This is a genomic window from Bradyrhizobium sp. SZCCHNR1043 (genome assembly GCF_032489675.1).
Taxonomy (GTDB): domain Bacteria; phylum Pseudomonadota; class Alphaproteobacteria; order Rhizobiales; family Xanthobacteraceae; genus Bradyrhizobium.
The window spans coordinates 173133-198214 of the sequence record NZ_JAUEYN010000011.1 but is presented as its reverse complement, the minus strand read 5'-3'; the positions used below and the strand labels follow the sequence as shown (position 1 = coordinate 198214).

Annotated in this window: 23 protein-coding genes and 2 pseudogenes; 14 read left to right on the top strand and 11 right to left on the bottom strand. The window is 65.9% G+C overall.

Annotated features, from left to right (window positions below):
• Position 1 precedes the first annotated feature (1 nt).
• The 3 genes from QX039_RS20630 to QX039_RS20620 are packed head-to-tail and all read right to left on the bottom strand — an operon-like array spanning position 2 to position 2971.
• Entirely contained in the window at positions 2-808 is an 807-nt protein-coding gene (locus QX039_RS20630) for an ABC transporter permease subunit (protein ID WP_315771890.1), read from the bottom strand.
• Positions 805-1980 (bottom strand): FMNH2-dependent alkanesulfonate monooxygenase, encoded by a 1176-nt coding sequence (gene ssuD / locus QX039_RS20625; protein WP_315771888.1) that lies wholly within the window; start codon positions 1978-1980, stop codon positions 805-807. The genes QX039_RS20630 and ssuD overlap by 4 nt, the downstream gene beginning before the upstream one ends.
• 34 nt (positions 1981-2014) lie before the next feature.
• Entirely contained in the window at positions 2015-2971 is a 957-nt protein-coding gene (locus tag QX039_RS20620) for an aliphatic sulfonate ABC transporter substrate-binding protein (RefSeq protein WP_315771886.1), read from the bottom strand.
• A 385-nt stretch (positions 2972-3356) separates the two neighbouring features.
• On the opposite strand from QX039_RS20620, the gene napE reads away from it, so the two are divergent.
• From napE to ppk2, 7 genes are all read left to right on the top strand, one after another.
• Positions 3357-3542, top strand: a complete 186-nt coding sequence (gene napE, locus QX039_RS20615) for a periplasmic nitrate reductase, NapE protein (RefSeq protein WP_315733882.1) — start codon at positions 3357-3359, stop codon at positions 3540-3542.
• A 17-nt stretch (positions 3543-3559) separates the two neighbouring features.
• Entirely contained in the window at positions 3560-3880 is a 321-nt protein-coding gene (locus QX039_RS20610; protein WP_315733883.1) for a chaperone NapD, read from the top strand.
• A 15-nt stretch (positions 3881-3895) separates the two neighbouring features.
• Entirely contained in the window at positions 3896-6400 is a 2505-nt protein-coding gene (gene napA / locus QX039_RS20605; RefSeq protein WP_315771884.1) for a nitrate reductase catalytic subunit NapA, read from the top strand.
• A 5-nt stretch (positions 6401-6405) separates the two neighbouring features.
• Positions 6406-6876 (top strand): nitrate reductase cytochrome c-type subunit, encoded by a 471-nt coding sequence (locus tag QX039_RS20600; protein ID WP_315771882.1) that lies wholly within the window; start codon positions 6406-6408, stop codon positions 6874-6876.
• The gene (locus QX039_RS20595; RefSeq protein WP_315733889.1) at positions 6873-7535 is read left to right on the top strand and encodes a NapC/NirT family cytochrome c; all 663 of its coding nucleotides are present in this window, start codon (positions 6873-6875) and stop codon (positions 7533-7535) included. The genes QX039_RS20600 and QX039_RS20595 overlap by 4 nt, the downstream gene beginning before the upstream one ends.
• A gap of 265 nt (positions 7536-7800) precedes the next feature.
• Positions 7801-8910: an ATP-dependent RecD-like DNA helicase gene (locus tag QX039_RS20590; RefSeq protein WP_315733892.1), complete on the top strand. Its 1110-nt coding sequence runs from the start codon at positions 7801-7803 to the stop codon at positions 8908-8910.
• Between the two features lie 146 nt (positions 8911-9056).
• A complete protein-coding gene (gene ppk2, locus QX039_RS20585) occupies positions 9057-10184 on the top strand; it encodes a polyphosphate kinase 2 (RefSeq protein WP_315733894.1) in 1128 nt (375 codons plus the stop codon).
• Positions 10185-10194: 10 nt separating this feature from the next.
• Here the strand turns inward: ppk2 and QX039_RS20580 are convergent, their stop codons facing one another.
• Together QX039_RS20580 and QX039_RS20575 are read right to left on the bottom strand one after the other, a co-directional pair.
• On the bottom strand, positions 10195-10446 hold the full coding sequence (locus QX039_RS20580; protein WP_315733896.1) for a hypothetical protein: 252 nt from the start codon (positions 10444-10446) through the stop codon (positions 10195-10197).
• A gap of 177 nt (positions 10447-10623) precedes the next feature.
• Positions 10624-10881: a hypothetical protein gene (locus tag QX039_RS20575; RefSeq protein ID WP_315733898.1), complete on the bottom strand. Its 258-nt coding sequence runs from the start codon at positions 10879-10881 to the stop codon at positions 10624-10626.
• A gap of 938 nt (positions 10882-11819) precedes the next feature.
• Here QX039_RS20575 and msrA point away from each other — a divergent pair.
• From msrA to QX039_RS20560, 3 genes are all read left to right on the top strand, one after another.
• Positions 11820-12533, top strand: a complete 714-nt coding sequence (gene msrA, locus QX039_RS20570) for a peptide-methionine (S)-S-oxide reductase MsrA (RefSeq protein WP_409998860.1) — start codon at positions 11820-11822, stop codon at positions 12531-12533.
• A gap of 95 nt (positions 12534-12628) precedes the next feature.
• Positions 12629-13039: a peptide-methionine (R)-S-oxide reductase MsrB gene (msrB, locus tag QX039_RS20565; RefSeq protein WP_315733900.1), complete on the top strand. Its 411-nt coding sequence runs from the start codon at positions 12629-12631 to the stop codon at positions 13037-13039.
• Between the two features lie 396 nt (positions 13040-13435).
• Positions 13436-13720 (top strand): hypothetical protein, encoded by a 285-nt coding sequence (locus QX039_RS20560; protein WP_315733902.1) that lies wholly within the window; start codon positions 13436-13438, stop codon positions 13718-13720.
• A 100-nt stretch (positions 13721-13820) separates the two neighbouring features.
• Here the strand turns inward: QX039_RS20560 and QX039_RS20555 are convergent, their stop codons facing one another.
• The 6 genes and pseudogenes from QX039_RS20555 to QX039_RS20530 all read right to left on the bottom strand — a co-directional run.
• Positions 13821-14372: a DUF4112 domain-containing protein gene (locus QX039_RS20555; RefSeq protein ID WP_409997726.1), complete on the bottom strand. Its 552-nt coding sequence runs from the start codon at positions 14370-14372 to the stop codon at positions 13821-13823.
• A 48-nt stretch (positions 14373-14420) separates the two neighbouring features.
• Complete coding sequence (locus tag QX039_RS20550; RefSeq protein WP_315733906.1) at positions 14421-14867, bottom strand: DUF5413 family protein; 447 nt, start codon at positions 14865-14867, stop codon at positions 14421-14423.
• A gap of 54 nt (positions 14868-14921) precedes the next feature.
• A complete protein-coding gene (locus tag QX039_RS20545; RefSeq protein WP_315733908.1) occupies positions 14922-16571 on the bottom strand; it encodes a hypothetical protein in 1650 nt (549 codons plus the stop codon).
• A gap of 36 nt (positions 16572-16607) precedes the next feature.
• Positions 16608-17900 (bottom strand): adenylosuccinate synthase, encoded by a 1293-nt coding sequence (locus QX039_RS20540; protein ID WP_315733910.1) that lies wholly within the window; start codon positions 17898-17900, stop codon positions 16608-16610.
• 347 nt (positions 17901-18247) lie between these two features.
• A pseudogene (locus tag QX039_RS20535) lies at positions 18248-18592 on the bottom strand (ABC transporter ATP-binding protein); the annotation flags it as partial.
• Positions 18590-18729, bottom strand: a pseudogene (locus tag QX039_RS20530) (FtsX-like permease family protein); the annotation flags it as partial. The pseudogenes QX039_RS20530 and QX039_RS20535, both read right to left, overlap by 3 nt.
• 128 nt (positions 18730-18857) lie before the next feature.
• On the opposite strand from QX039_RS20530, the gene mgtA reads away from it, so the two are divergent.
• From mgtA to QX039_RS20510, 4 genes are all read left to right on the top strand, one after another.
• Positions 18858-21416, top strand: coding sequence for a magnesium-translocating P-type ATPase (mgtA, locus tag QX039_RS20525; RefSeq protein WP_315771881.1), 2559 nt, complete (start codon positions 18858-18860; stop codon positions 21414-21416).
• A 144-nt stretch (positions 21417-21560) separates the two neighbouring features.
• A complete protein-coding gene (locus QX039_RS20520; RefSeq protein ID WP_315771880.1) occupies positions 21561-22490 on the top strand; it encodes a DMT family transporter in 930 nt (309 codons plus the stop codon).
• Between the two features lie 129 nt (positions 22491-22619).
• Entirely contained in the window at positions 22620-23564 is a 945-nt protein-coding gene (locus QX039_RS20515) for a DMT family transporter (protein WP_315771879.1), read from the top strand.
• A gap of 122 nt (positions 23565-23686) precedes the next feature.
• Positions 23687-25042, top strand: a complete 1356-nt coding sequence (locus QX039_RS20510) for an esterase-like activity of phytase family protein (protein WP_315771878.1) — start codon at positions 23687-23689, stop codon at positions 25040-25042.
• The last annotated feature ends 40 nt before the right edge of the window (positions 25043-25082 follow it).

The following is a 25082-nucleotide window of genomic DNA, read 5'->3' as shown; positions in this document are numbered from 1 at the left end:
CTCAATGTTTGCTGAAGGCCGGATGCCAGGACAGCGTCATCCGTTCCAGCACCCGCGAAGCGCTGTCGGCGACCTTGCCCAGCAGGGCGTAGATCAGGATGGAGAGCACGACGACGTCGATCTGCATGAACTCGCGCGCCTGCATCGCCATGTAGCCGAGGCCCGAAGAGGCCGCGATCGTCTCGGCGACAATCAAGGTGAGCCACATGATGCCGAGCGCGAAGCGCAGGCCGACGAAGATCGACGGCAGCGCGCCGGGGAAGATCACGCGGCGAAACAGCTCGCCGTCGGTCATGCCGTAGACGCGGCCCATTTCAATGAGTTGCGGATCGACGGTGCGAATCCCGTGCAGCGTGTTGAGGTAGACGGGGAAGAACACGCCGAGGGCCACCAGGAACAGTTTTGCGCTCTCGTCGATGCCGAACCACAGGATGACCAGCGGGATCAGCGCCAGATGTGGCACGTTGCGCACCATTTGCAAGGTGGTGTCGGTAAGCTTCGCCGACAGCTGCGACAGGCCGTTGGCGAGCCCGAAGGCGAAGCCGATGCTGCCGCCGATCAAAAAGCCGATCGAGGCGCGCCAGAAGCTGACCCAGATGTTGCGGCCGAGCTCACCCGACCACAGCAGCTTCCACCCGGCGCGCGCGACGTCGCTCGGCGCCGGCAGCACCCGCGGCGACACCAGGCCGGCGAGAGAGGCCGCCTGCCAGATCAGGATGATCGCGAGCGGCACCAGCCAGGGGATCAGCGCATCCGCGCTCGGCACCGCGAGCTTGCGGACCTTGGGAAGGCTTTCGATCAGGCTCATGACTGCGAGGCTCTCTGCAACGGACGATGCTCGTTGGCGATGGTCTCACCGAATGGGCCGGTGTTGGTGCGCAGTTTGGTCACGTTGCCGGCCTGCTCCGACACGTTCAGCCCAAGCTTGGGAAACACCAGCTCGGCGAAGCGATAGGCTTCCTCGAGATGCGGGTAGCCGGAGAGGATGAAGGTATCGATGCCGAGATCCTGATACTCGCGGATGCGAGCCGCGACCGTGTCGGGATCGCCGACCAGCGCGGTCCCGGCGCCGCCGCGGACGAGGCCGACGCCGGCCCACAGGTTCGGGCTGATCTCGAGCTTGTCGCGCCGGCCGCCGTGGAGCTGCGACATGCGCTGCTGGCCGACCGAATCCATCCGCGCAAAAATCTTCTGTGCCGAGGCGATGGTGTCGTCGGTGACGTGCTTGATGAGGTCGTCGGCGGCCGCCCACGCCTCCGCGTTGGTCTCGCGCACGATCACGTGCAGGCGGATGCCGAACGACAGCTTGCGGCCACGGCTGTCGCCGACGGCTCTCACCTTGGCGATCTTCGCCGCGACATCTGCCGGCGGCTCGCCCCAGGTAAGATACTTCTCGACCGTATCGACGGCGACGTCGATGCCGGCATCCGACGAGCCACCGAAGAACAGCGGCGGGCGTGGCGACTGCACCGGTGGGAACAGCAGCCGGCCATCCTCGACCTTGATGTGCTTGCCGGCGAAGTTGACGGCTTCGCCTTCGAGCAGCGCGTTGTAGACGGTGAGAAACTCGCGGGTGACCTCGTAGCGCTCCTCATGCGACAGGAAGACGCCGTCGCCCTTGTTTTCGACCGGATCGCCGCCGGTGACGACGTTGACCAGCAGGCGTCCGTTGGTGACGCGGTCCAGCGTCGCAGTCATGCGCGCGGCCACGGCCGGCGATTGCAGACCCGGACGCACCGCGACGAGATAGCGCAGCTTCTCGGTGAAAGGCGCCACGGCCGACGCCACGATCCAGGAATCCTCGCAGCTGCGCCCCGTCGGGATCAGCACGCCGAAATAGCCGAGCTGGTCGGCGGCCTGCGCGACCTGGCGCAGATAGTTGAAGTTGACCTCGCGGCCGCCTTGCGAGGTGCCGAGATAGCGGCCGTCGCCATGGGTCGGCAGGAACCACAGCACATTGGGCTTCGAAGCATTGCTCATGTCGTTCTCTTTCGGATCGTGTCGCAGGCGAGCGTCAGGTGGACGGCATCCACTTCCAGACGATGTCGGCGACGTTGACTTGTTTCGGGATGAGCCCAACCCGGGCGAAGCGGTCGGCGACGGCCTGCTGGCTCTTGATGACCTCGTCGTCGATCGGCACGACGCTATAGACCGAGCGGTCGACGAAGCGCTTGACCGCCTCAAGATCGACGCCGGTGGCCTCGGCCTGGGCCTTGGCGACCTCCTCGTGATGGCTGTTGGCCCACACGCCCTCCGCGGCGAAGGCGGCGTTCAGCCTGGCCACCACGGCCGGGTACTTTTCGACGAAGTCGGAGCCGACGATGTAGAACGAGTTCGGCTTGTGCACGTCCTTGTCCCACGCGATCACCCGCGCATTCTCCTTGAGCTCGGCGAGCGCGAGATACGGATCCCAAATCGACCAGGCGTCGACCGAGCCCTTGACGAAGGCGGCGGTGGCATCGGCGGGCGCGAGCGGCGCCGGCGTGATGTCGGTCCAGGACAGGCCCGCCTTCTCCAGCGCGGCAACCAGGAGATTGTGCGCGCTCGAGCCCTTGCCGAAGGCGACGCGCTTACCCTTGAGATCGGCGAGCGACTTGATCGGCGAGTCCTTGGGCACGATGATCGCCTGGCTGCTGCCGTTCTGCTTGACGGCCGCCGCGTAGCGGATCTTGGCACTGGCGGCCTGCGCGAAGATCGGCGGCGCGTCGCCGACATAGCCGAAATCGACGCTGCCGACATTGATGGCCTCCAGCAGCGGCGGACCGAACTGGAAGTCGACCCAGACGATGTCGATGCCGACAGGCTTGAACGTGTCCTCGATGGTGCGGCGCGCCTTCACGGCCGGGAAGAAGCCGCCCTTCTGGGTGCCGATCCGGATCTCCTTCGGCTTGTCCTCGGCGCGCAGCGGCGTCGCAGAGGCCATCACCGCAGCCGATGCCAACGACAGTTTCAGAAAATCACGCCGCTTCATTGCCCTCTCCGATCACCCTTGTGCATCTACGTTGATGCGATGCACAGGATGATGGTGGCGGGCGAAACGCGTGTCGAGCACCCCTGGAAAATAGTGATGCCGGTCCTCTCGGCTCACGACCAGAGGGGATGATCGTATCGAGGCCCCCACGCAAAGCAGCGAGAATTTCTCGCAAGCAAAGATGCGATCACGCGTTTTCACGGCCCATCAACCAAGATCTCGGTGGGACCGGCGCGACTCCGCTCTGGCGGTGCGCCGGTGTGCGCGAGGTTCCGCCCGCTTGATCCAGGTCAACGCCGGTTTCCGGAGCTTTCTTAAACATAAGATTAGGCGCGGCCCGGATGCCGCAATCCCTCCTGAACCTCCCCTAGCAGAGAATTCTCTCATGTCGCTCGTTGGCAGCGATGCGAACGCGCATGCGCGTCGCAGACGCATGGAAATTTTTGCCTTCCTGTTTCTCACCGCCGTGCTGATGCCCGCGCTCGCGGTCGCCACCGTCGGCTCCTACGGGCTCACGGTGTGGGTCTACCAGATGATGGTCGGGCCGCCCGGCCCGCCTGCTGCGCATTGATTGGAACGACCACGCCTATGCTCTCCCACCGCACCTCCCTCGACCGCCGCGCGCTGATCACCGGCCGTGTCCTCACCGCCGATCCCGTCGTCGCGCCGGCCAAGGGCGAGATCGCCAGCATCATCGTGCAGACCCGCCCCGAGCAGCTCGATCGCGTCGAAGCCGACATCCTCGCGCTGTCCGGCTGCGAGATCCACGGCCGCGACGAGCGCGGCAAGCTGATCGTGGTCGTCGATGCGCCCGATGCCGGCGCGCTCGGCGCCACCATGAACCGGATCGGACTGCTGCCGCACGTGCACTCCGCCTGCCTCGTCTTCCACGCCATCGACGCCGGCTAATCACACGAGACTCCAATGACCGACATGAAGATCGATCGCCGCCAGATGCTGAAGCTGGAGGCCGCCGCGATTGCCGCGGCCGCCGCCGGCATGCCGAGCGCCTCGCTCGCGGCAAACCTCGTCACCGAGCGCGAAGCCTCCGAGTTGAAATGGGACAAGGCCGCCTGCCGCTTCTGCGGCACCGGCTGCAGCGTGATGGTCGCGACCAAGGACAACCGGGTCGTCGCCACCCATGGCGACATCAAGGCCGAGGTCAATCGCGGCCTGAACTGCGTCAAGGGCTACTTTCTCTCGAAGATCATGTACGGCCATGATCGCCTGACGCATCCGATGCTGCGCAAGACGAACGGCAAGTACGACAAGAACGGCGAGTTCACCCCCGTCTCCTGGGACGAAGCCTTCGACGTCATGGCCGCGAAGTACAAGGAGGCGCTGAAGAAGCGCGGGCCTTCCGGCGTCGGCATGTTCGGCTCCGGACAGTGGACGATCTGGGAAGGCTATGCGGCCTCGAAGCTGTTCAAGGCCGGCTTCCGCTCCAACAACATCGATCCGAATGCGCGGCACTGCATGGCCTCGGCCGTCGCCGGCATGATGCGCACCTTCGGCATCGACGAGCCGCCCGGCTGCTACGACGACATCGAGGCCACCGACGCGTTCGTGCTGTGGGGCTCCAACATGGCGGAGATGCATCCGATCCTATGGAGCCGCGTCACCGATCGGCGGCTGTCGGCGCCGCATGTCAAGGTCGCAGTGCTCTCGACCTTCGAGCACCGCTCGTTCGACCTCGCCGACATCGGCATGGTGTTCAAGCCGCAGACCGATCTCTACATCCTCAACGCGATCGCCAACCACATCATCAAGTCCGGCCGCGTCAACAAGGAGTTCGTCCAGGCGCATACCGTGTTCAAGAAGGGCCAGACCGACATCGGCTACGGCCTGCGGCCCGAGCATCCACTGGAGAAGGCGGCGACCGGCCGCACCAAGGCCAATGACGCCACCGACATCTCGTTCGACGAATACGCCAAGTTCGTCTCCGACTACACGCTGGAGAAGGCCGCCGAGATGTCCGGCGTGCCGCTCAACCGGCTCGAGGCGCTGGCCGAGCTCTATGCCGATCCGAAGACCAAGGTGGTCTCGTTCTGGACCATGGGCTTCAACCAGCACACCCGCGGCGTCTGGTGCAACAACCTCGTCTACAACATCCATCTTCTGACGGGAAAGATCGCCGAGGCCGGCAACAGCCCGTTCTCCCTGACCGGCCAGCCTTCGGCCTGCGGCACCGCGCGCGAGGTCGGAACCTTCTCGCACCGCCTGCCGGCCGACATGGTCGTCACCAATAAGGAGCACCGCACCAAGGCCGAGCACATCTGGCAGTTGCCGGAAGGCACGATCCCCGACAAGCCCGGCTACCACGCCGTGCTGCAGAGCCGGATGCTGAAGGACGGCCTGCTCAACGCCTATTGGGTCCAGGTCAACAACAATCTGCAGGCCGGCCCCAACGCCAACGAGGAAACCTATCCGGGCTTCCGCAATCCCGACAATTTCATCGTCGTCTCCGACGCCTATCCGTCGGTGACCGCGCTCGCCGCGGACCTCATCCTGCCGACCGCGATGTGGGTGGAAAAGGAAGGCGCCTATGGCAATGCCGAGCGCCGCACCCAGTTCTGGCATCAGCTCGTCTCCGCGCCGGGCGAGGCGCGCTCCGACCTCTGGCAGCTGATGGAGTTCTCCAAGCGCTTCAAGATCGAGGAGGTCTGGCCCGAGGAGCTGATCGCCAAGAAGCCGGACGTGCGCGGCAAGACGCTGTTCGACGTGCTCTACAAGAACGGCCAGGTCGACAAGTTTCCGCTCGACCAGATCGAGCCGGGCTACGCCAATGACGAATCCAAGGCGTTCGGCTTCTACGTCCACAAAGGTCTTTTCGAGGAATACGCCTCGTTCGGCCGCGGCCATGGCCACGACCTGGCGCCGTTCGAGGCCTATCACAAAGAGCGCGGCCTGCGCTGGCCCGTGGTCGATGGCAAGGAGACGCGCTGGCGCTTCCGCGAAGGCTCCGACCCCTATGTGAAGGCCGGCACCGGCGTGCAGTTCTACGGCTTCGCCGACGGCAAGGCGCGCATCTTCGCCCTGCCCTACGAGCCGCCGGCGGAATCGCCCGACAAGGACTACCCGTTCTGGCTCTCGACGGGGCGCGTGGTCGAGCACTGGCATTCCGGCACCATGACGCGCCGCGTGCCCGAGCTCTACAAGGCGTTCCCCGATGCCGTCTGCTTCATGCATCCGGACGACGCCGAGGCGGCCAGCTTGAGGCGCGGCGACGAGGTCAAGGTCGCCTCGCGGCGCGGCTTCATCCGCGCCCGCGTCGAGACCCGCGGTCGCGACAAGCCGCCGCGCGGGCTCGTGTTCGTGCCGTGGTTCGACGAGTCGAAGCTGATCAACAAGGTGACGCTCGACGCCACCGATCCGATCTCGCTGCAGACCGACTACAAGAAATGCGCCGTGCGCATCGAGCGGGTGTGACGATCATGATGAGAAAAATTGCTGTCATGCTGATCGCGGCCAGCGTTGCGGCCGGATCGAGCGCCCTGCTCGCCCAGAGCGTCTCGTCCTCCCTGCGCGGTCCCGCGCCGCTCAACGACGAAGGCCCGGCGCCGCCGATGCAGCCGATGAAGAACACCGCCGAGAGGGAGGTGCGCAACTATCCGGAGCAGCCGCCGGTGATCCCGCATGCCATCGACGGCTATCAGGTCGACATGCAGGGCAACAAATGCCTGTCCTGCCACGCCCGGGCGCGCACCGCGGAGTCGAAGGCGCCGATGCTGTCGATCACGCACTTCATGGATCGCGACGGCCAGTTCCTGGCCTCGGTGTCACCGCGCCGCTTCTTCTGCACCCAATGTCATGTGCCGCAGAGCGTCGCCAACCCGCCGGTCAGCAACGACTTCGTCGACATCGACACGCTGCTGGCGCACGACAGGCCGGGTGGCAAGCGATGAGCAGCGCCGACATCCCGGAGGGCGCCAAAGCGCCCGTCCCCGAGAAGCGGCTCGGCCTTGTCCGCCGCGCCTGGCAGTTCATTCTCGACCTCATCGACGTGCTGCTGAAGCCGAGCTCCGTGTTCGGGCTCGGCGTGCTGGTGCTGGCGGGCTTCCTCGCCGGCGTCATCTTCTGGGGCGGCTTCAACACCGCGCTGGAGATCACCAACACCGAAAAATTCTGCACCGGCTGTCACGAGATGCGCGACAACGTGTTCGCCGAGCTGAAGTCGACCGTCCACTTCTCCAACCGCTCCGGCGTGCGCGCCAGTTGCCCGGACTGCCATGTGCCGCACAACTGGACCGACAAGATCGCGCGCAAGATGCAGGCCTCCAAGGAGGTCTGGGGCCATCTGTTCGGCTCGATCAACACCCGCGAGAAGTTCACCGACCGCAGGCTGGAGCTGGCCTTGCACGAATGGGCGCGCTTCAAGGCCAATGATTCGCTCGAATGCCGCAACTGCCACAGCGCGCAGTCGATGGACATCACCAAGCAGTCGCCGCGCGCCGTCGAAGCGCACCAGCGCTTCCTCTTCACCGGCGAGAAGACCTGCATCGACTGCCACAAGGGCATCGCGCACCATCTGCCGGACATGCGCGGCGTCCCGGGCTGGCAGTAGGCTTCTTCTGGAGGGGAACGAGCGATCGCCGCAGGCACGCTGCGCCCCCTCCCCCGCTTGCGGGGGAGGGCTGGGGTGGGGGCGCCACACGGGCAGTCCCGCCGGAGCGTTCCCCCACCCGCATCGCATCTTCCGATGCGATGCGACCTCCCCCGCAAGCGGGGGAGGCGTGGACCCATTCACATCGAGCGCTTGATCTCTCCCCGCCAGCCCTTAGGTTCACGGAATGTCCCCGAGTCGCCGCGCGGCTCCATCCTCGTGAGCCATGACCACCTTCTCCCCGCATCAGGATTCCGCGCTCAAGGCCGTCGGCGACTGGCTGAAGGCCAAGCCGGGCAAGAACGGCACGCCGCAGGTGTTCCGGCTGTTCGGCTATGCCGGAACCGGCAAGACCACGCTGGCCCGCCACATCGCCGAAGACGTCGACGGCGAGGTCAAGTTCGCGGCCTTCACCGGCAAGGCGGCGCTGGTGATGCGCAGCAAGGGCTGCGACAATGCCTCCACCATCCACTCGCTGATCTATCGCGCGCAGGAGAGCGGCGAGGAGCAGCCGAACTTCGAATTGTGGGACGACGCGCCGGCGTCCAAGGCCAAGCTGATCATCATCGACGAATGCTCGATGGTCGACGCCGATCTCGGCCGTGATCTCCTGTCCTTCGACTGCCCGTTGCTGGTGCTCGGCGATCCCGCGCAGCTGCCGCCGGTCAAGGGCGGCGGCTTCTTCACCGAGAGCGAGCCCGACGTGATGCTCACCGAGGTGCATCGCCAGGCCAAGGACGATCCGATCGTGCGGATGTCGATGGACGTGCGCGAGGGCAACACGCTCGACATCGGCCGCTACGGCGAGAGCGAGGTGGTGGAGCGCCGCGAGCTCGATCCGTCGCGCGTGATGGAGGCCGACCAGGTGCTGGTCGGCCGCAACGCCACCCGCCGCGCCTACAACAACCGCTTTCGGCAGCGCCTCGACATCGAGGACGCCCTCCCCGTCGCCGGCGACAAGCTGGTCTGCCTGCGCAACAACCGCAAGAAGGGCCTGTTCAATGGCGGGCTATGGCGGGTGAAGTCGCGCGCGACCTCGAAATCCAAGATCGTGACGATGCGGGTCGCGCCCGACGAGGATCTCGGACGCAAGGTAACGAAAGTCTCGGTGCGCGGCGAATGCTTCGGCGGCGGCATCGAGGACATCCCGTGGGAGCAGCGCAAGCCTTATGACGAGTTCGACTACGGCTACGTGCTGACCGTGCACAAGTCGCAGGGCTCGCAATGGGACGACGTGGTGCTGTTCGACGAGAGCTTTGCCTTCCAGGAGAGCCGCGCCCGCTGGCTCTACACCGGAATCACACGGGCCGCGAAGCGGCTGTCGATCGTGGTGTAACGCCGGCTTTACCGCGCGAGGCGATTTCGTCCGCCTCGCTGGTACCCGCCTGCGGCCGGTTGATCCACGTCAACCTGACGCAGGGTCCTTGGCGGATAGAGATCGATTCACATCTCTGTTAATCCGGCAGCAGGCGGCGGGATCGCATGGCAAAGTCCAGGACCACGAAGGGCAAGGCCTCCAACGGCCAACGCATGAAGCGCGCAGCCGCCACCGCGCGCGTCGCGCGCCGGCAGTCCGCCGCCAGGCTCGATCCGATCGCGCAGTCGCTGGTCGACGAACAGATGCAGGCCGCGCAGATCACCGGGCTGTCGGCGTTCGAGACCGTGCTCAACGGACCGCCGGCCCTGGACGCCAACTCTGCGCCGGTCAAGGCGATGCTGGATGGTGCCGCGCCCGACGATGCCAAGCTGATGAAGGCGCTGATCGAGGGCAAGGCCAAGCCCGACAAGCGTCACACCTCCGACGAGCTCGCCGACAACTGGCGCCAGGGCGGCTACCCCTACAAATTCCGCATGTACCGCAAGGACTATGAGGAACAGAAATTCATCCTGCAGACCGAGCTGCTCAAGCTGCAGAACTGGATGAAGGATGCGCGGCAGCGCCTGGTGCTGCTGTTCGAGGGCCGCGATGCCGCCGGCAAGGGCGGCACCATCAAGCGCTTCATGGAGCATCTCAATCCGCGCGGCGCCCGCGTCGTCGCGCTGGACAAGCCGAGCGACGTCGAGCGCGGCCAATGGTATTTTCAGCGCTATGTCGAGCACCTGCCGACCGCGGGCGAGATCGTGCTGTTCGATCGCTCATGGTACAACCGCGCCGGGGTCGAGCGCGTGATGGGCTTCTGCTCGCAGGCCGAATATGACGAGTTCCTGCGCCAGGTGCCGGAGTTCGAGCGCAATCTCGTGCGCAGCGGCATGCATCTCATCAAGTTCTGGTTCTCGGTCAGCCGCGAGGAGCAGCGCCGCCGCTTCAAGGAGCGCGAGGCGCATCCGCTCAAGCAGTGGAAGCTGTCGCCGATCGACACCGCCTCGCTCGACAAATGGGATGACTACACCCGCGCCAAGGAGGCGATGTTCTTCTCCACCGACACTGCCGACTGCCCGTGGACCGTGATCAAGTCGGACGACAAGAAGCGCGCGCGGCTGAACGCGATGCGCTGCGTGCTGCACTCCCTGCCCTATGCCGGCAAGGACGCCTCGCGCATCGGGCAGGTCGACGATCTCATCGTCGGCCGCGCCAGCGTCATCCACGAGCGCGAGGAGCACGCGAGCTGAGGCGACGCGCTCAGCGCCGATGACGCCGATGCGCCCTCACGGGATCGGCTGGCGGCATCGCTGCATTTGCATTCGGAAAGGCCGGCGGGCCACGGCGAGCCAGCTCCGCCTGCGCCGCCGGCGTCAGCGCGCCGCCATTGAGCACATCGCGGTCGGGATGCATGGCCGCATAGGCCGCCGGCTCGGAGAATTGGGCCGACGCCGCGGTGGCCGCCAGTGGCGACATCAGCAGAGCTGCCGCCAGGCTCCTGAATGCGATCATGATTGGTCTTCCCTGTTGCGCACCAATTCGCGCAGGCGATGATGTAGGCAGGCGAAAGCGGCATCCCAATCACGACCGCGCGAGGTGACGGCCGTTCGTGATCGCGCCCATCTCTCAGACGTAGCGCTGCAGCCGCTGTCCGGGCAGCAGATCGTAGGACGCCTTCCAGGCGACCCGTCATCGCCGCTGCGGCAGCCGATCATACGGGCGGAGATGAGCGGACGGCGGAAACGCGGGCGCCGCGCCTGAGGCGCGCACCAGGCCCATTCGTCCCGCCGGCGTCAGTGCGCCGCCGTTGAGCACGTCGCGATCGGGATACATCGCCTGAAACGCCCCCGGCTCCTGCTCGCCGTAGAACCAGCCCTGCGCCGATGCCGGCGCGGCAGTCGCCATCGACAGCAGCACCGCTGCCGCCTTTGATTTCCAGGATGTCATGATTGTTCTCCAGGTTCTCAAGATGCGGAGAACGCGCACTCGATGTCTGGTCAGGGGTCTGACGATCGAGACGCGTCCGCCTCTGTATTGACCGCAGAGAGAACGAAATATTCGCGGCGTCTCCGCCGCGCGGGCATCACGACCACGAGACCTGAACCACATCATGGTTCGAAGATCGACGAAGTGTGATGTCATCGTGAGCTTGCGGACTAGATGGCCCGTCGGGCAAATCGGCAAACGACGACAGAAGCTGTCAAGGTCTTCTGAAAAACATAAATCGTTTCGCGGTTTGCCCAAATCAGGCTTATGATGCCCGCGTTTCGTTGCACGGCAGGGGACGTATCGCGATCGTCACGGACGTTGGCAGCGAAATGCGATGGACGCGACATGTTGCGGCGGGCGAAGCGCCTGCGGACGAACGACATGGCGCGGACGGCGAAAGCGTGTGGTCCTGGCCTCCCGACGCTGAGGCCAAGCTGGTGGTGATGATCCGCCGGCGACGGGGGCAAGACAGCCGGTCCCCGAGGAGAGCACGTATAAGCGTTAACACCATCGCGCGGGGAAGGCCGGATCTGTCTGGCTGCACCTGTGGTACCTGCCGCCTGCATTTTTTTGAGCAGGCGGGCCACGGGCCTCAGCCGAGGTCCGGCCTTCCCTGCGCCCTCCGCTTCCGGAGGGCCAATGAACCGGTATCCCTCGGGCCATTCGAGCCGCGAGAACAAATCGCCATGTCTGGAACGCTCCCGCCACAACTCACAGTGTCGTTCCCGGCGCCCAGCGCGCAATTGTGCACGCCTCGCGCCACCCCGGCCGTTCACGCAGTCGTGTCGCGTCCCCCGTAACGCCGGCCGAGCACCGACGTATCTTGCAGCAGAGGCCGGACCGGGCCAGTGTTTCCGGCTGGCGAGACGACAAGCCCCCCTAGCGAGGATCCAAAGATGCGCCTCACCCGCTCCCTTTTCGTCAAGACAGCCGCGCTCGGTGCCATGGCGGCCGGCATCCTGGCCTGGCAGCCGCTGCACGCCGCCGAGGTGGCCGTCGTGATCCCGCCGCCGGCCCAGGATCAGCCGGCCTCCGACGGGCTGGAAACCGCCGTGGTCGCCGGCGGCTGCTTCTGGGGCGTCCAGGGCGTCTACCAGCACACGGCGGGCGTGGTCAGCGCGGTGTCCGGCTATGCCGGCGGCACCAAGGCCACGGCCGATTACCGCACGGTGTCGAGCGGCACGACGGGCCATGCGGAATCGGTCCAGATCAAATACGACCCGAAGAAGATCTCCTACGGCAAGATCCTGCAGATCTTCTTTTCGGTCGTGCACGATCCGACCCAGTTGAACCGCCAGGGCCCGGACTCAGGCCCGCAATATCGCTCGGCGATCTTCACCACCTCGGAGGCGCAGAGGAAGGTCGCGGAGTCCTATGTCGCCCAGCTCGACAAGGCCAAGGTGTTCGGCAAGCCGATCGTCACCAAGATCGGCAAGCTCGAGGCGTTCTATCCGGCCGAGGCCTATCATCAGGACTATCTGACGCTGCACCCGAGCCAGCCCTATATTGCCTATAACGACCTGCCGAAGATCGAGAACCTGAAGAAGATCTTCGCGGAGAACTACATCGAGAAGCCGACGCTGGTCGGCGAGGCCAAAGCGACGAACTGAGGCGACGACCTGTCGCCACGACTTTGAGGCCGCGACGGTGGCCGATCAGCGCAATGACAGGGGCGGACGAGTCTAGGTCCGCCGGAGGAAAAGAGATGAGCGACACCAGGACCGACGACAAGGTCATCAAGAGCGAGGCGGAATGGCGCGAGGAGCTGACGCCGATGCAGTACGCCGTGCTGCGCGAGAAGGCGACCGAGCGCCCGTTCTCGGGCGAATACGAGCATGAGCATCGCGCCGGGACCTATGTGTGTGCCGGCTGCGGCCAGACCCTGTTCGAGTCCGACGCCAAATTCGACTCCGGCTGCGGCTGGCCGAGCTTCACCCAGCCGGCGACGGAGAGCCACATCGACGAGGAAACCGACTATACCCACGGCATGGTCCGCACCGAGGTGCTGTGCTCGAAATGCTCGGGCCATCTCGGCCATGTCTTTCCCGACGGTCCGGGGCCGACCGGCCTGCGCTATTGCATCAACTCCGCGGCCCTGAAGTTGAAGCCGCGCTGACGTCACCATCGGCCCCGGTTCCGTTACGGACGGTAATGGGGCCGCTGGGCTGGCGGCCGGCGAGGCGTGGGCGGCCAAAACCGGCCACCAGGGGTGAGATTTTAGCCGTGCAGATCGGGCTCTCCTGCATTCACAAGTTGCAGATCGATTAAACTATTGAAAAAAGAGGATATTTCAGCGCGGTCCGAACCAGGCCGGATTTACGATGTGAGCGTGCAGGATTCGCATTTCTGCCAAATCGGCCTATATTAGGGGTCGTAACTGACTATGCAGGGCCGGGCCGCCTGGAGCGGCAAATCCCGCCCTCCACCCCCGCAATCGCTGGCGTCATCGCCAAGCTGAATGTTTTGAAAGCTCGCGTCAGCGCTTCCAGCCGACAAGAAGAGGTCTCAGACCATGCGTCCACTGCGTCCGTTCAACTTCAACACCTCTGCCGAACTGTTTCCCGCCGCCATCCGCAAGAAGAAGCGGGCGGGGTTTGCCTATCGGCGGTTCGGCACCGCGGCTGAAGCCGTGCGCTTTGCCATGGAGGAGTTGCCTGCGGATTCGCTGAATGGCGCCTACCTGCAGGTCGAGGAAGCCCGGTTCGACCAGAACGGCATCCGCACCCTGTATGAGAGCGAGGCGTTCCCGCTGCCGCGCCGGGTGGTCGACAAGGCGCCGGACGCCGATGCAGCCTGACGGCTGCCAGACCATTCTCCAACACCCTGCCCCGCCTTGTGCGGGGCAGTTTTTTTATAGGGGTCGGTTTGTGCGGCTTTTGGCCCGGTCTCGCGGCGCGTCAACGCGGCTGGGTATCGAGCCACCGCCGCAGGATCTTGGCGTTGCGCATATTGGCGCGGAACAGCACGTCGAAGGCGTCGCCCGCCACCGGCACCATGCCGATCACCCCCTCGACCGCGACATTGCCGAGCATCCGGGTGATGACGTGCCAGGGCGCGCCCAGCGCACGGGCCTCGCGCACCAGCCACAGCGACAGCGCGGTCGCGATGAGGTCACCGACCACGGGGATCAGGCCGATGATGCCGTCGATGCCATAGCGGATGTTGGTGCCGGGCAGGACGAAGGCGACGTCGAGCAGCTTCGCCACCGCCTCCAGCCGCGCGATGCGCTGCTCACGGGTCAGATTGCCGAATGGATTGGAGGTGCTGAAATCGAAGCGCACGCCGCCCGGGCCGACGAAGGCGCCATTGAACGAGGACTGGAAGGATCCCTGCGGGATCTCACGTCCGTCCTGGTCGATGATCGGTCCGCGCGCCTCATTGGCGTTGAAGCGTGCCTGCGAGGCGCGTCCGGAGGCGCGGCGGGGCGAGGGGGTCATCTGCTCTTGCATACCCATCACATAGAAACGCGGCAGCAGGGCGCAAGTTGCGTCACGCCGTCACGCGCTGTGCTCGCTGGGCTGAGCCGCCGGCGCTTCGGGCGGGGTTTCGTCGACGAATTTGTGCACCAGCCACGACGACACCGTCGCGGGAATGAAGCCGACCAGTCCGTAAAGGACCCATTGCAGGGCACCGTATTCGGAGCCGTGCGAAGCGTAGTTGAAGCCGGCGAGCAGGAAGGCGATGCCGCCCACCAGCAGCATCCGCAAGGTCGGCCCGATGCGCCTGACGTGGAACAGGATGTCGTCGATCGCGCACATCATCAGTGCCGGCAGGAAACCGAACAGGTAGCTGTATTGCAGCGAGGTGACAAAGACCTTGAACAGCTTGGCCACTTCGCCGGGATTGGTGTTGGTCCAATAGCCGGACATGTAGGTCGTGACCAGAAGCAGCGCGAAACCGCCCAGCGCCGGGCCCACGGCAACGAAGATGAGATATCGCTTCATGCCCAATCTCCTGCCTCGCCGATTCGCCCAACGCGCGAGGCGCGTGCGGACTGCTCAGTCACCCCACAGCGCGAAGGCGTCGTTGAAGGCGCGCTCGCCCGGCGCGCCCTTCTCGATCGCGATGATGGCCCGGCGCTGATTGCTGTAGACCAGCGGAACGTCGAACCAGGAGCGCTCCTTCAGGAGCTGCACGTTGCGGGTCCGGTCGGCGTCGACATTGGACAGGCCGACCAGGAAGAAGCCGTCGGTGACCTTCACTGCGAGGCCGGCCAGCGGCGTCCCGCGCGCCTGCTCGTTGGATTTCATCAGGATCCCCGGCACGTTGCCGACGCCGCCGCCAGAGAAATCCTGCGGCAGGATGAAGGTCAGTTCCGCGGTGTGGCTCGCCGGCAGCGACGTGTCGGTGTTGCGGCGGAACGACATCGTCATCTTGAACTTGCGATCGGGAATCTCGATGTCGGCGCGCACGGCGATGTCGGCCTTCTGCGTCCCCGTCGCCTTGATCTGCTCGGTGCGCCAGACCACCGAGCCGATATATTGCTTGCCCTTCGGATCGGCTGGATCCTCGTCATAGAGCACGACGCGTTGCGCGACCGGCGCGATCTGGTCCGAGGACGGCGACTGCCCGACACGGTCGGTGATCTTCGGCTTGCTCAGCGGCGTGCCGGTGTCCTTGGGCGCCTCGACCGTCGAGGAAGATTTGAACAGGCCATTGACCATCCCAACCAGCGGCCGGCCCCACAGAATTCCGGCGCCGATCAGGATCAGCACGATCCCTGCGGCGATGGCGGCCTTGAACGGAAAGGTCGAGCCGCTGCGCTCCGACTTCTTCTTGCCCTCGCGATCCGGCGCGGCGCCGCGCTGGCGGGTCGAGGTGGCAGGCAGCGCGTAGCGCTCGGCCTCCTGGACCGACTCGTCATAGGAGTATGGCGCCTCGGGCAGCGGCGGCCGGTCATCGTCGTCGCCCTCGAGCCGATCGAGATCGGTGGTCGGAACGTTGGCGTAGGTTTTGCGCGCCGCACGGTTGGCCTGGGCAGTGGCCTTGCCGAGATCGTCGACATCAGCGGTGATGTCGCGGAAGCCGCGCATGGCGGGCGGCGTTGCCGGATTGCCGTTGTCCTGAGCACCGCGGCGGGCGGCCGCCGGACGTTCGCGCACTGGAGGCGCCGCCCCATCCTGTGGAGGCGTTTGAGGCGGCTGGGGCCGCGGCGGCACAGCCGGTGCGCCAGCGGCAGCCGGCGGCGCTTCCGGTCGCGGATTGCGCGCCGGACGCGGCTCGGCCGTCTCGCCGCCGAGCGGCGGCCGCTCGGCCCGGGCAGCGGCCGGGGCCGCCGGTCGTGGCCGCGAGGCGGTCGTGGCGGCCTGGTCTGGAGTCGGAGCGGGCTGAGCCGCGGGGGTGGCCGGAGCATCCGAATTGCGCGCACCGGCCCGCCGGAGCGCATCACCTGGGCGGGCCGCGCCGCTGGACGCCCGCTGTGCCTCGCGGGCGCGCTGGGCCGCTTCCGCCTCAACCTTGCGCACGGCTTCCTCGAGCGACAGCCGCTCGCGCGTGATCTCGGATTCGCTCAGCGGCGGCTGGACGCTGCGCAACTGTGCGATCAAGGCCGCCCGCGCCCGCTCGTAAAGCGCACGCCGGCTTTCCCCGGGAGCGTTGGGGTCCAATCCGGCAATGGCACGGGCTATCAGCGGGTAGTAGTCGGCCATATCAACTCAATTCGCGCGCTCAGCTGTCGGGTCCCGTCACGCCTCGAAGGGATTCTGGACCAGAATAGTATCCTCGCGTTCGGGGCTGGTGGAAAGCAGCGCGATCGGGCAACCCACCAGTTCCTCGATCCGCCGGACGTATTTGATGGCCTGTGCCGGCAGATCGGCCCAGGAGCGCGCGTTTGCGGTCGGCTGCTTCCAGCCTTCGATGGTCTCGTAGATCGGTTCGACCCGAGCCTGCGCGCCCTCTCCTGCCGGGAAATGATCGATCTCCTTGCCGTCCAGCCTGTAGCCGGTACAGACATCGATGGTGTCGAAACCATCGAGAATGTCCAGCTTGGTCAGCGCAAGACCGTTAATGCCGCAGGTCCGCACCGCCTGGCGGACCAGGACCGCATCGAACCAGCCGCAACGACGCGGCCGGCCGGTATTCGTTCCGAATTCGCGGCCACGCTCGCCGATCTTGCGGCCGGTCTCGTTGTCCTGCTCGGTGGGAAACGGCCCCTGCCCGACCCGGGTCGTGTAGGCCTTGCACAGGCCGAGCACATAGCCGATCGCGCCCGGCCCGAGGCCCGCGCCCGTGGCCGCCTGCGCCGCGACCGTGTTGGACGAGGTCACGTAGGGATAGGTGCCGTGATCGACGTCGAGCAGCGCGCCCTGCGCGCCCTCGAACAACATCCGCTTGCCTTCGCGGCGCTTGATGTCGAGCAGACGCCAGACCGTCTCCGCATAGGGCAGCAGCTTCGGCGCAAAGGCCGTCAGCTCGCGCAGGATCTGCTGGCCGTCGATCGGCTCGAGGCCGAGGCCGCGGCGGAGCGCATTGTGGTGCGCGAGCAGCCGATCGATCTTGTGCGGCAGCGTATCGAGATCGGCGAGGTCCATCAGGCGGATCGCGCGGCGGCCGACCTTGTCCTCATAGGCCGGGCCGATGCCGCGGCGGGTGGTGCCGATCGCGGTCGCCGCGCTCGCGGACTCGCGCAGCGCGTCGAGTTCGCGGTGCAGTGGCAGGATCAGCGTGACGTTCTCGGCAACGCGCAGATTGTCCGGGCTGATGGCGACGCCCTGCGACTGGAGCTTGCCGACCTCGTCGAGGAAGGCCTGCGGATCGAACACGACGCCATTGCCGATCACCGACAGTTTGCCGGTGCGCAGCACGCCGGACGGCAGCAGCGCCAGCTTGTAGGTCGCGCCGTTGATGACGAGGGTATGGCCGGCATTGTGGCCGCCCTGGAAGCGCACGACGATGTCGGCCTGCTCCGACAGCCAGTCGACGATCTTGCCCTTCCCCTCGTCACCCCATTGGGCGCCGACGACGACCACGTTAGCCATTCGCAGCTCTTTCCTCTGCCAAGATCCAAAACAGCACGATCGGTTCGGACGAAATCGCTTCCGATGAGGGGCCAGCCTGGCCAACCATGCGCCCAGCCCAAATCGCGGCCGGGACCGCTCGCTTGCGAGGCGACCCACCGGATAAAGGAAGCCGCCGGGCTAGGCAAGCGAGAACGGGCCTTCGGAGCACACAAGAGCGCCACCAAGCCTTTGATAAGCCCCAAAATTTCATGCCGCCCCGGCTGCGGATCGGGCGACCCGGCCGTACGCTTCTGGCGGCGCATCGACCTGGGCGGTTCCATTGAGCACCCGAACGGCGGCGAATCTACGATCGAAGCGGCGCGCTCTCAGCTCTGGATGCGGCCGTCGACAACCTCGATGATGCGATCGCAGCGCCGGGCCAGATCAAGGTTGTGGGTGACGAGCAGGACGCTCGTGCCAACCTCCCGATTGACCTCGCGCATCAGGCCAAAGACCGCCTCGGCCGACTTGGTGTCGAGGTTGCCGGTCGGCTCGTCCGCCAGCACCAGATCGGGGTTCATCGCCAGCGCCCGCGCCACCGCGACGCGCTGCTGCTGGCCGCCTGACATGTTGCTCGCGAGATGGTCGGCGAATTTCGCCAGCCCGACCTGGTCGAGCAGCGTCGACGCCTGCGCCTCGATCTCGGGGCCCGGGAAGCCGCGATCGACCAGCGAGCCGACGAAGCCGAGCAGTCCGCCTGCAGCAGAAACACACGCAAAATCTGTCCGCGCGAGGTGCCCATCGCACGCAGGATCCCGATCTCCTTGGAGCGCTGGATCACCGAGACGATCAGCACGGCGGCGATGCGGCACATTGCGGCAACCGAGGCCATCACGGCAGCGGGATGTTGCGCTAGGTCAACCGCCGCCCGGAGAGCTTCATGCAAATCAACCATGATGACCACGACCATTCATCCACCAACCTGGACAGGCCCGCGTGAGCACTGAGACGACCTCCGGCCCGCACCAATTTTGGCGCCTGTCGCCCGCGCAGGCGGGCGCGACGCTCGGCTGCGACCTGAACGGTCTCGGCGCGGCCGACGCCGAGCAGCGGCTGCAACGCTACGGCCACAACGCCGATGCGCCCTCGCACGTCGTGGGTCCGTTGCGCGCCGTGCTCCGCCGCCTGCTCGAGCCGCTGTCGCTGATCCTGCTGGTGGCGGGCATCATCTCGATGGCGACGGGAGACGTGATCGGCGGCGCCATCATCGTTCTCATCCTGACGCTGTCGATCGGCCTCGACACGGTTCAGGAGGGACATGCCGTCAAGGCGGCCGAGGAGCTCCGCCGCTCCGTCGCCTTGAAGGCCGAGGTCAAGCGGGATGGCGCCTATCGCCAGATCGACGTCGAGGCGGTCGTTCCCGGAGACATCCTGCGCGTACGCGCGGGCGACATCGTTCCTGCCGATGCGCTGGTCATCGAAAGCAAGGCGTTCACCGCCGGCGAGGCGGCGCTCACGGGAGAGCCCTATCCCGTGACGAAACAGGCCGGCATTCCGGCCGTTGAGAACGACACGTCGAATGCGCTGTTCCGCGGCTCGGTGGCGCAGACCGGCGAGGCCGTCGCCATCGTCGTCAACACTGGACCGAACACGATGTTCGGCGCGGCCGCCGCGGCGCTCGCCGAGGGGCAGGCGCGCACGCCGTTCGAGCGCGACCTGCATGAATTCGGCCTCGTCATCGCGCGGCTTACGCTGGCCCTGGTCGTGATCGTGCTCACGGTTCGCGTCGTATTCGGACGCGATGTGCTCGACTCGCTGTTGTTCTCGGTCGCGCTCGCGGTCGGATTGACGCCCGAGCTGCTGCCGATGATCACGACGGTGACACTGTCGCGCGGCGCACTGCGCATGGCCAAGCGCAAGGTGATCGTGAAGCGGCTCGCGGCGATTCATGATCTCGGCGCGATGTCGGTGCTGTGCACCGACAAGACGGGAACACTAACATCCGCGGAGATCACGCTCGCCCGCAGCGTCGCGCCCGACGGCACCGACCATCCGCGAGCTGCGGAGCTCGGCGCGATCGCGGCCGCACTCGGCGGTGATCGCGGCTCGCTCGATTGCGCGCTCGTCGCAGGCGCCAATCATGCGGCCGAGGGATGGTCCCTGGGCGGCCAGCAGACCTTCGACTTCTCGCGCCGGCTCGGCTCGGTGCTGGCGATCCGCGGCCAGGATCGGATCCTGATCGTGAAGGGCGCGCCTGAGGCGGTGATCGAGTTGTGCATGCAGCAGCGGCATGGCGGCACGTTCGCGCCGCTCGACGACAACGGCCGCACCGAGATGTACGAGCGCGTTCACGCGCTCGCACGCGAGGGCTTGCGCACGGTCGCGATCGCGTCACGGCCGTGGAACGGCGCGCCGCGCGAGATCGAAACCGACGACGAGCAGGAACTGATCTTCGAAGGGCTGTGCGCGTTCGCCGATCCGCCCAAGCCGACCGCGGCGGCTGCGATCGCGCAGCTTGCCCGCGCCGGCATCGCGCTGAAGATCCTCTCCGGCGACGATCCCGTCGTGGTCAAGCGGCTGGCCGGCCTGGTCGGGCTGAAGGCGGATCGCGTGCTGTCCGGCAGCGACATCGCCGAGCTCAGCGACGACGCGCTCGCGGTGCAGGTGCACTCGGCCGATGCGTTCGGCCGTCTGGCGCCCGATCAGAAATCGCGCATCGTCAAGGCGCTGCAGGCCTCCGGCGAGATCGTTGGCTTCCTCGGGGACGGCATCAACGATGCGCCGGCGCTGAAGGCCGCCGACATCGGCCTGTCCGTCGAAGGCGCCACCGGCGTCGCCCAATCGGCCGCCGACATCATCCTGCTCGCCTCTGATCTCGACGTCGTCGCCAACGGCGTCGAAGAAGGCCGACGCACCTTCGCCAACATCCTGAAGTATGTCCGAATGGGCGCGAGCTCGAATGTCGGCAACATGCTGTCGATGGCCGCCGCATCGATGGTGCTTCCGTTCCTGCCGATGCTGCCGACGCAGATCCTGCTCAACAATCTGCTCTACGATCTCTCCGAGCTCGGCATTCCGTTCGACCGCGTGAGCCGGCAGGCGACCGCGCGGCCGCAGCGCTGGGACATGAAGCGGCTCATGCGCTTTGCCGCGATCATGGGGCCCCTGTCGTCCCTGTTCGACTTTCTCACCTTCGGCGCGCTGCTGTATTTGTTCCATGCGACGCCCGATGAGTTTCGCACTGCATGGTTCCTCGAATCGATGGCAACCCAGATTCTCGTCATCTTCATCATCCGGACCAATGGGCGGCCATGGAGCAACCGGGCGGATCCGATGCTGACGGCGTCGTCGCTCACCGCGCTCGCCGTCGCACTGGTCGTACCCTTCACGCCGGCCGGCGCATGGTTCGGCTTCGTTGCACCGCCCCTCGCCGTCTTGGCTGCCATCGCCGCCCTCGTCGTCGCCTATCTGGTCAGTGCGGAGGGCCTCAAATCTTTCGCGGTGCGATCCGGACCGCGGAGACCGCACCGGGGACACGCTCGTGCGCGATCTTGACGACGACCATCGCTGCATGGTCGCGATGCATCTGCCCTCTTGATAGGCAGCTGCAATTGGTGTCTGTCGAAAGCGCCGGGAGGAACGGCGGCCGGACATCCCGGCCGCGCGCCGCGGCGCATCGAACCGGGCCAACACCGCCGCATGTCCGCCGCCGATCCCACCGCGTCCGCCGCGCCCGCGCGCGCCTGGATCGCCAACCAGCCCTATGTGCTGCTCAGCATCACGGCGCTGTGCTGGGCCGGCAACTCGATCGTCGGGCGGCTTGCCGCCGGCCACATCCCGCCGGTGACATTGTCGTTCCTGCGCTGGTCGCTCGCCTTCCTGCTGATCCTGCCGCTCGCCTGGAAACAGCTGCGCCAGGACTGGCCCGCGATCCGGTCGCGGCTCGGCATCATGATCGCGTTGTCCGTGACGGGCATCGGCGCCTTCAACACGCTGCAATATTGGTCGCTCGAATATACGCAGGCACTCAACACCCTGCTGCTGCAGTCGGCTGGTCCGCTGATCGTGGCAATTTGGTCGATGCTGCTGTTGCGCGTGCACCTGACCCTGGCGCAGGCCATCGGCATCGTGCTGTCGCTCGTGGGCGTGCTGCTCATCCTGACGCGAGGTCACCCCACCGCGCTGGCCGACATCAGCTTCAACAGAGGGGATCTGATCTTCCTGCTCGCGATGGCGGTGTTCGGCTTCTACTCGGTGCTGACGATCAAGCGGCCGCGGATCCACGGCTTGTCGATGGTCGCCTTCACCTTCGGTTGCGGCGCAGCCAGCCTCATTCCGCTGCTGATCTGGGAACTCAACGCGCGACCGGTCATGGCGCTCGACGCGCAGAACCTGTTGTCGCTGCTCTACGTCGCGATCTTTCCTTCGACGATCGCCTATCTCTGCTTCAATCGCGGCGTGCTCCTGATCGGCGCCAATCGCGCCGCGCCGTTCTTTCACGTGGTCCCGGTGTTCGGCTCGATCATGGCCTTCGTGTTCCTCGGCGAGCAGCCGGAGGTCTTCCACGTGATCGGCTTCGCGCTGGTGCTCGTCGGCGTGTTCGTGGCGTCGCGCAAGCAGGCGACCTGATATCCACGTCCTGCGCGCGCCCCGCGGCCCTTTGCTGTCCGATGCATGGCACCAATCCGCTGCGCCGGCTTGCGAGGGGATACGATTCAGCCCAGATTGCCTCGTCTCTCCAAGCACGCTTGGCTGCCTTTGCCTGCCCAACACCGTCATCCGCTCTCCTGGCTGAACAACCAGCCCTATCTGCTGCTCACGCTGGCCTCGCTGTTCTGGGCCGGCAACATCGTGCTCGCGCGCTATGTGGCCGGTCATGTCCCGCCGCTGACCTTGTCCTGCATCCGCTGGGTCGGAACGTTCCTGATGCTGTGGCCTTTCGCGCGCGCGCATCTCGCCCGCGACTGGCGAACATTGCGCGCGCATTGGCCGCTGATCCTGCTGTTGTCGCTGACGGGCTTTGCCATCAACAACGCGCTGTCCTATTGGGCGATGCAATATACCCAGGCGCTGAACGGTCTCCTGATCCAATCCTCGACGCCGCTGTTCGTCGCGCTGTGGTCGCTGGCCTTGTTCGGTGTGCGCCTGACCATGGCCCAATTCGCCGGCATTGCGATGTCGCTGATCGGCGTGCTGGTGATCCTGATGCGCGGCGATCTCGGTGCGCTCGCCGGCATCCAGTTCAACCGCGGTGACCTGATGTTTGCGGGCGCGCTGATGGTATTCGGGCTCTACTCGGCCGCCATGACGCGACGGCCGGCGGTGCACCAGCTGTCGCTGATCTCAGCCTGCACGGCGGCCGGCGCCGTGCTGCTGCTGCCGTTCGCGGCTTGGGAATACGCGTCGGGCTTCGTGCTCAAGCCCGATCTGCTGTCGGTCCTGACGCTCGGTTACGTGGTCGTGTTTGCGTCGACACTGGCCTACCTGTTCTTCAATCGCGGCATCAGCCTGATCGGACCGAACCGCGCCGCGCCGTTCCTCCATCTGGTGCCATTGTTCGGCTCGGTGCTCGCGATCCTGCTCCTCGGCGAGGAGCTCAGGCTGTTCCACCTTGCGGGCTACGCGCTGGTCATTGCCGGCGTGATCATCGCGTCGCGGGTCCCGATCCGGCCTCCCGGCACGGGTGACCGGCTCAAGGTGTGAGCGTGCGGCAAGACGCCTCATGAAGACCGGGGAGCATCATCCGGCTGTCATCGAAATGTCAGCGCCGCGTCAGGCCTCCTGTCCAGAACGATGCGTGGATCAAGCTCCCAGGAGGCCCTCCCATGCATCGATATCTGCTGACCACCGTTGCCGCGTTCGTTCTGAGCGCCGGCACAGCGTTCGCCCAGGGCGAAGGCGAATTCCCGGCGACGCTCTCCGGCCATGCCGTGATGCCGGCCGAGTCCTTCGTCGAGGCGCCGGCCGATGCCCCGAACGATCTCAAGACGTCCGGCAAATACACCACCGGCAAGCGCATCGACGCGATCGGCAGCGTGATGGGCAAGTCCTATGAGCGTCCGACCGGGGTGTCGCTCCCGTTCAAGGGACAACCTCTCCAGGGCCACTCCGGCATCAAGAAGATGGCCGACGGCACGTTCTGGGTCCTCACCGACAACGGCATGGGCTCGCGCTACAACTCGCCCGACTCGATGCTCTATCTGAACCACCACAAGATCGACTGGACCAGCGGCAAGGTCGAGCGGCTCGAGACGATCTTCCTGCATGATCCCGACAGGAAGGTTCCCTTCCGCATCGTCCATGAGGACACCGCCAAGCGCTATTTGACCGGTGCTGATTTCGATACCGAGGGCTTCCAGATCATCGGCGACAATCTCTGGATCGGCGACGAGTTCGGTCCCTACGTCATCAAGGCGGACAGGACCGGCAAGGTGCTGGCCGTGTTCGACACGGTCGCCGACGCCAAGCCGGTGCGCTCGCCCGACCATTGGGCGGTGCAATCGCCGGGCGCGCCAGGCGCGACCTATGCGAACGTCAACCTGCGGCGCTCGAAGGGCTACGAAGGCTTCGCGTCCTCGGTCGACGGCAAGTTCATCTACGGCCTGCTCGAAGGCCCGCTGTGGGACGCCGAGAAGAAGGATTGGGAGAAGGTCGACGGCAAGGAAGCCTCGCGCATCCTCGAATTCGACGTCGCGGCGGAGCGGTTCACCGGCCGGTATTGGCAGTACGTGTTCGAGCAGAACGGCAACGCGATCGGCGACTTCAACATGATCGATCCGACCCAGGGTCTGATCATCGAGCGCGACAATGGCGAGGGCACCAGCGACAAGGCCTGCCCGCAGGGCACGCGCGGCGACAACTGCTTTCCCGATCTCGCCAAGTTCAAGCGCGTCTACAAGATCGAACTGTCCGACGCCAACGTCGGCAAGCCGCTCCGCAAGATCGCCTCTATCGACCTGATGAAGATCAAGGATCCGGACAACAAGGCGCGCAAGCCGCTCAACGACGGCGTGCTCGCCTTCCCGTTCTTCACGATCGAGAATGTCGACCGCGTCGACGACACCCACATCATCGTCGGCAACGACAACAACCTGCCGTTCTCGTCCAGCCGGGATCCCAACAAGGCCGACGACAACGAGTTCGTGCTGCTGGAGGTCGGCGACTTCCTCAAAGCCAAGTGACGGCTGGCACGCCTACGACTTGACGGCCGCCGTTGATCCG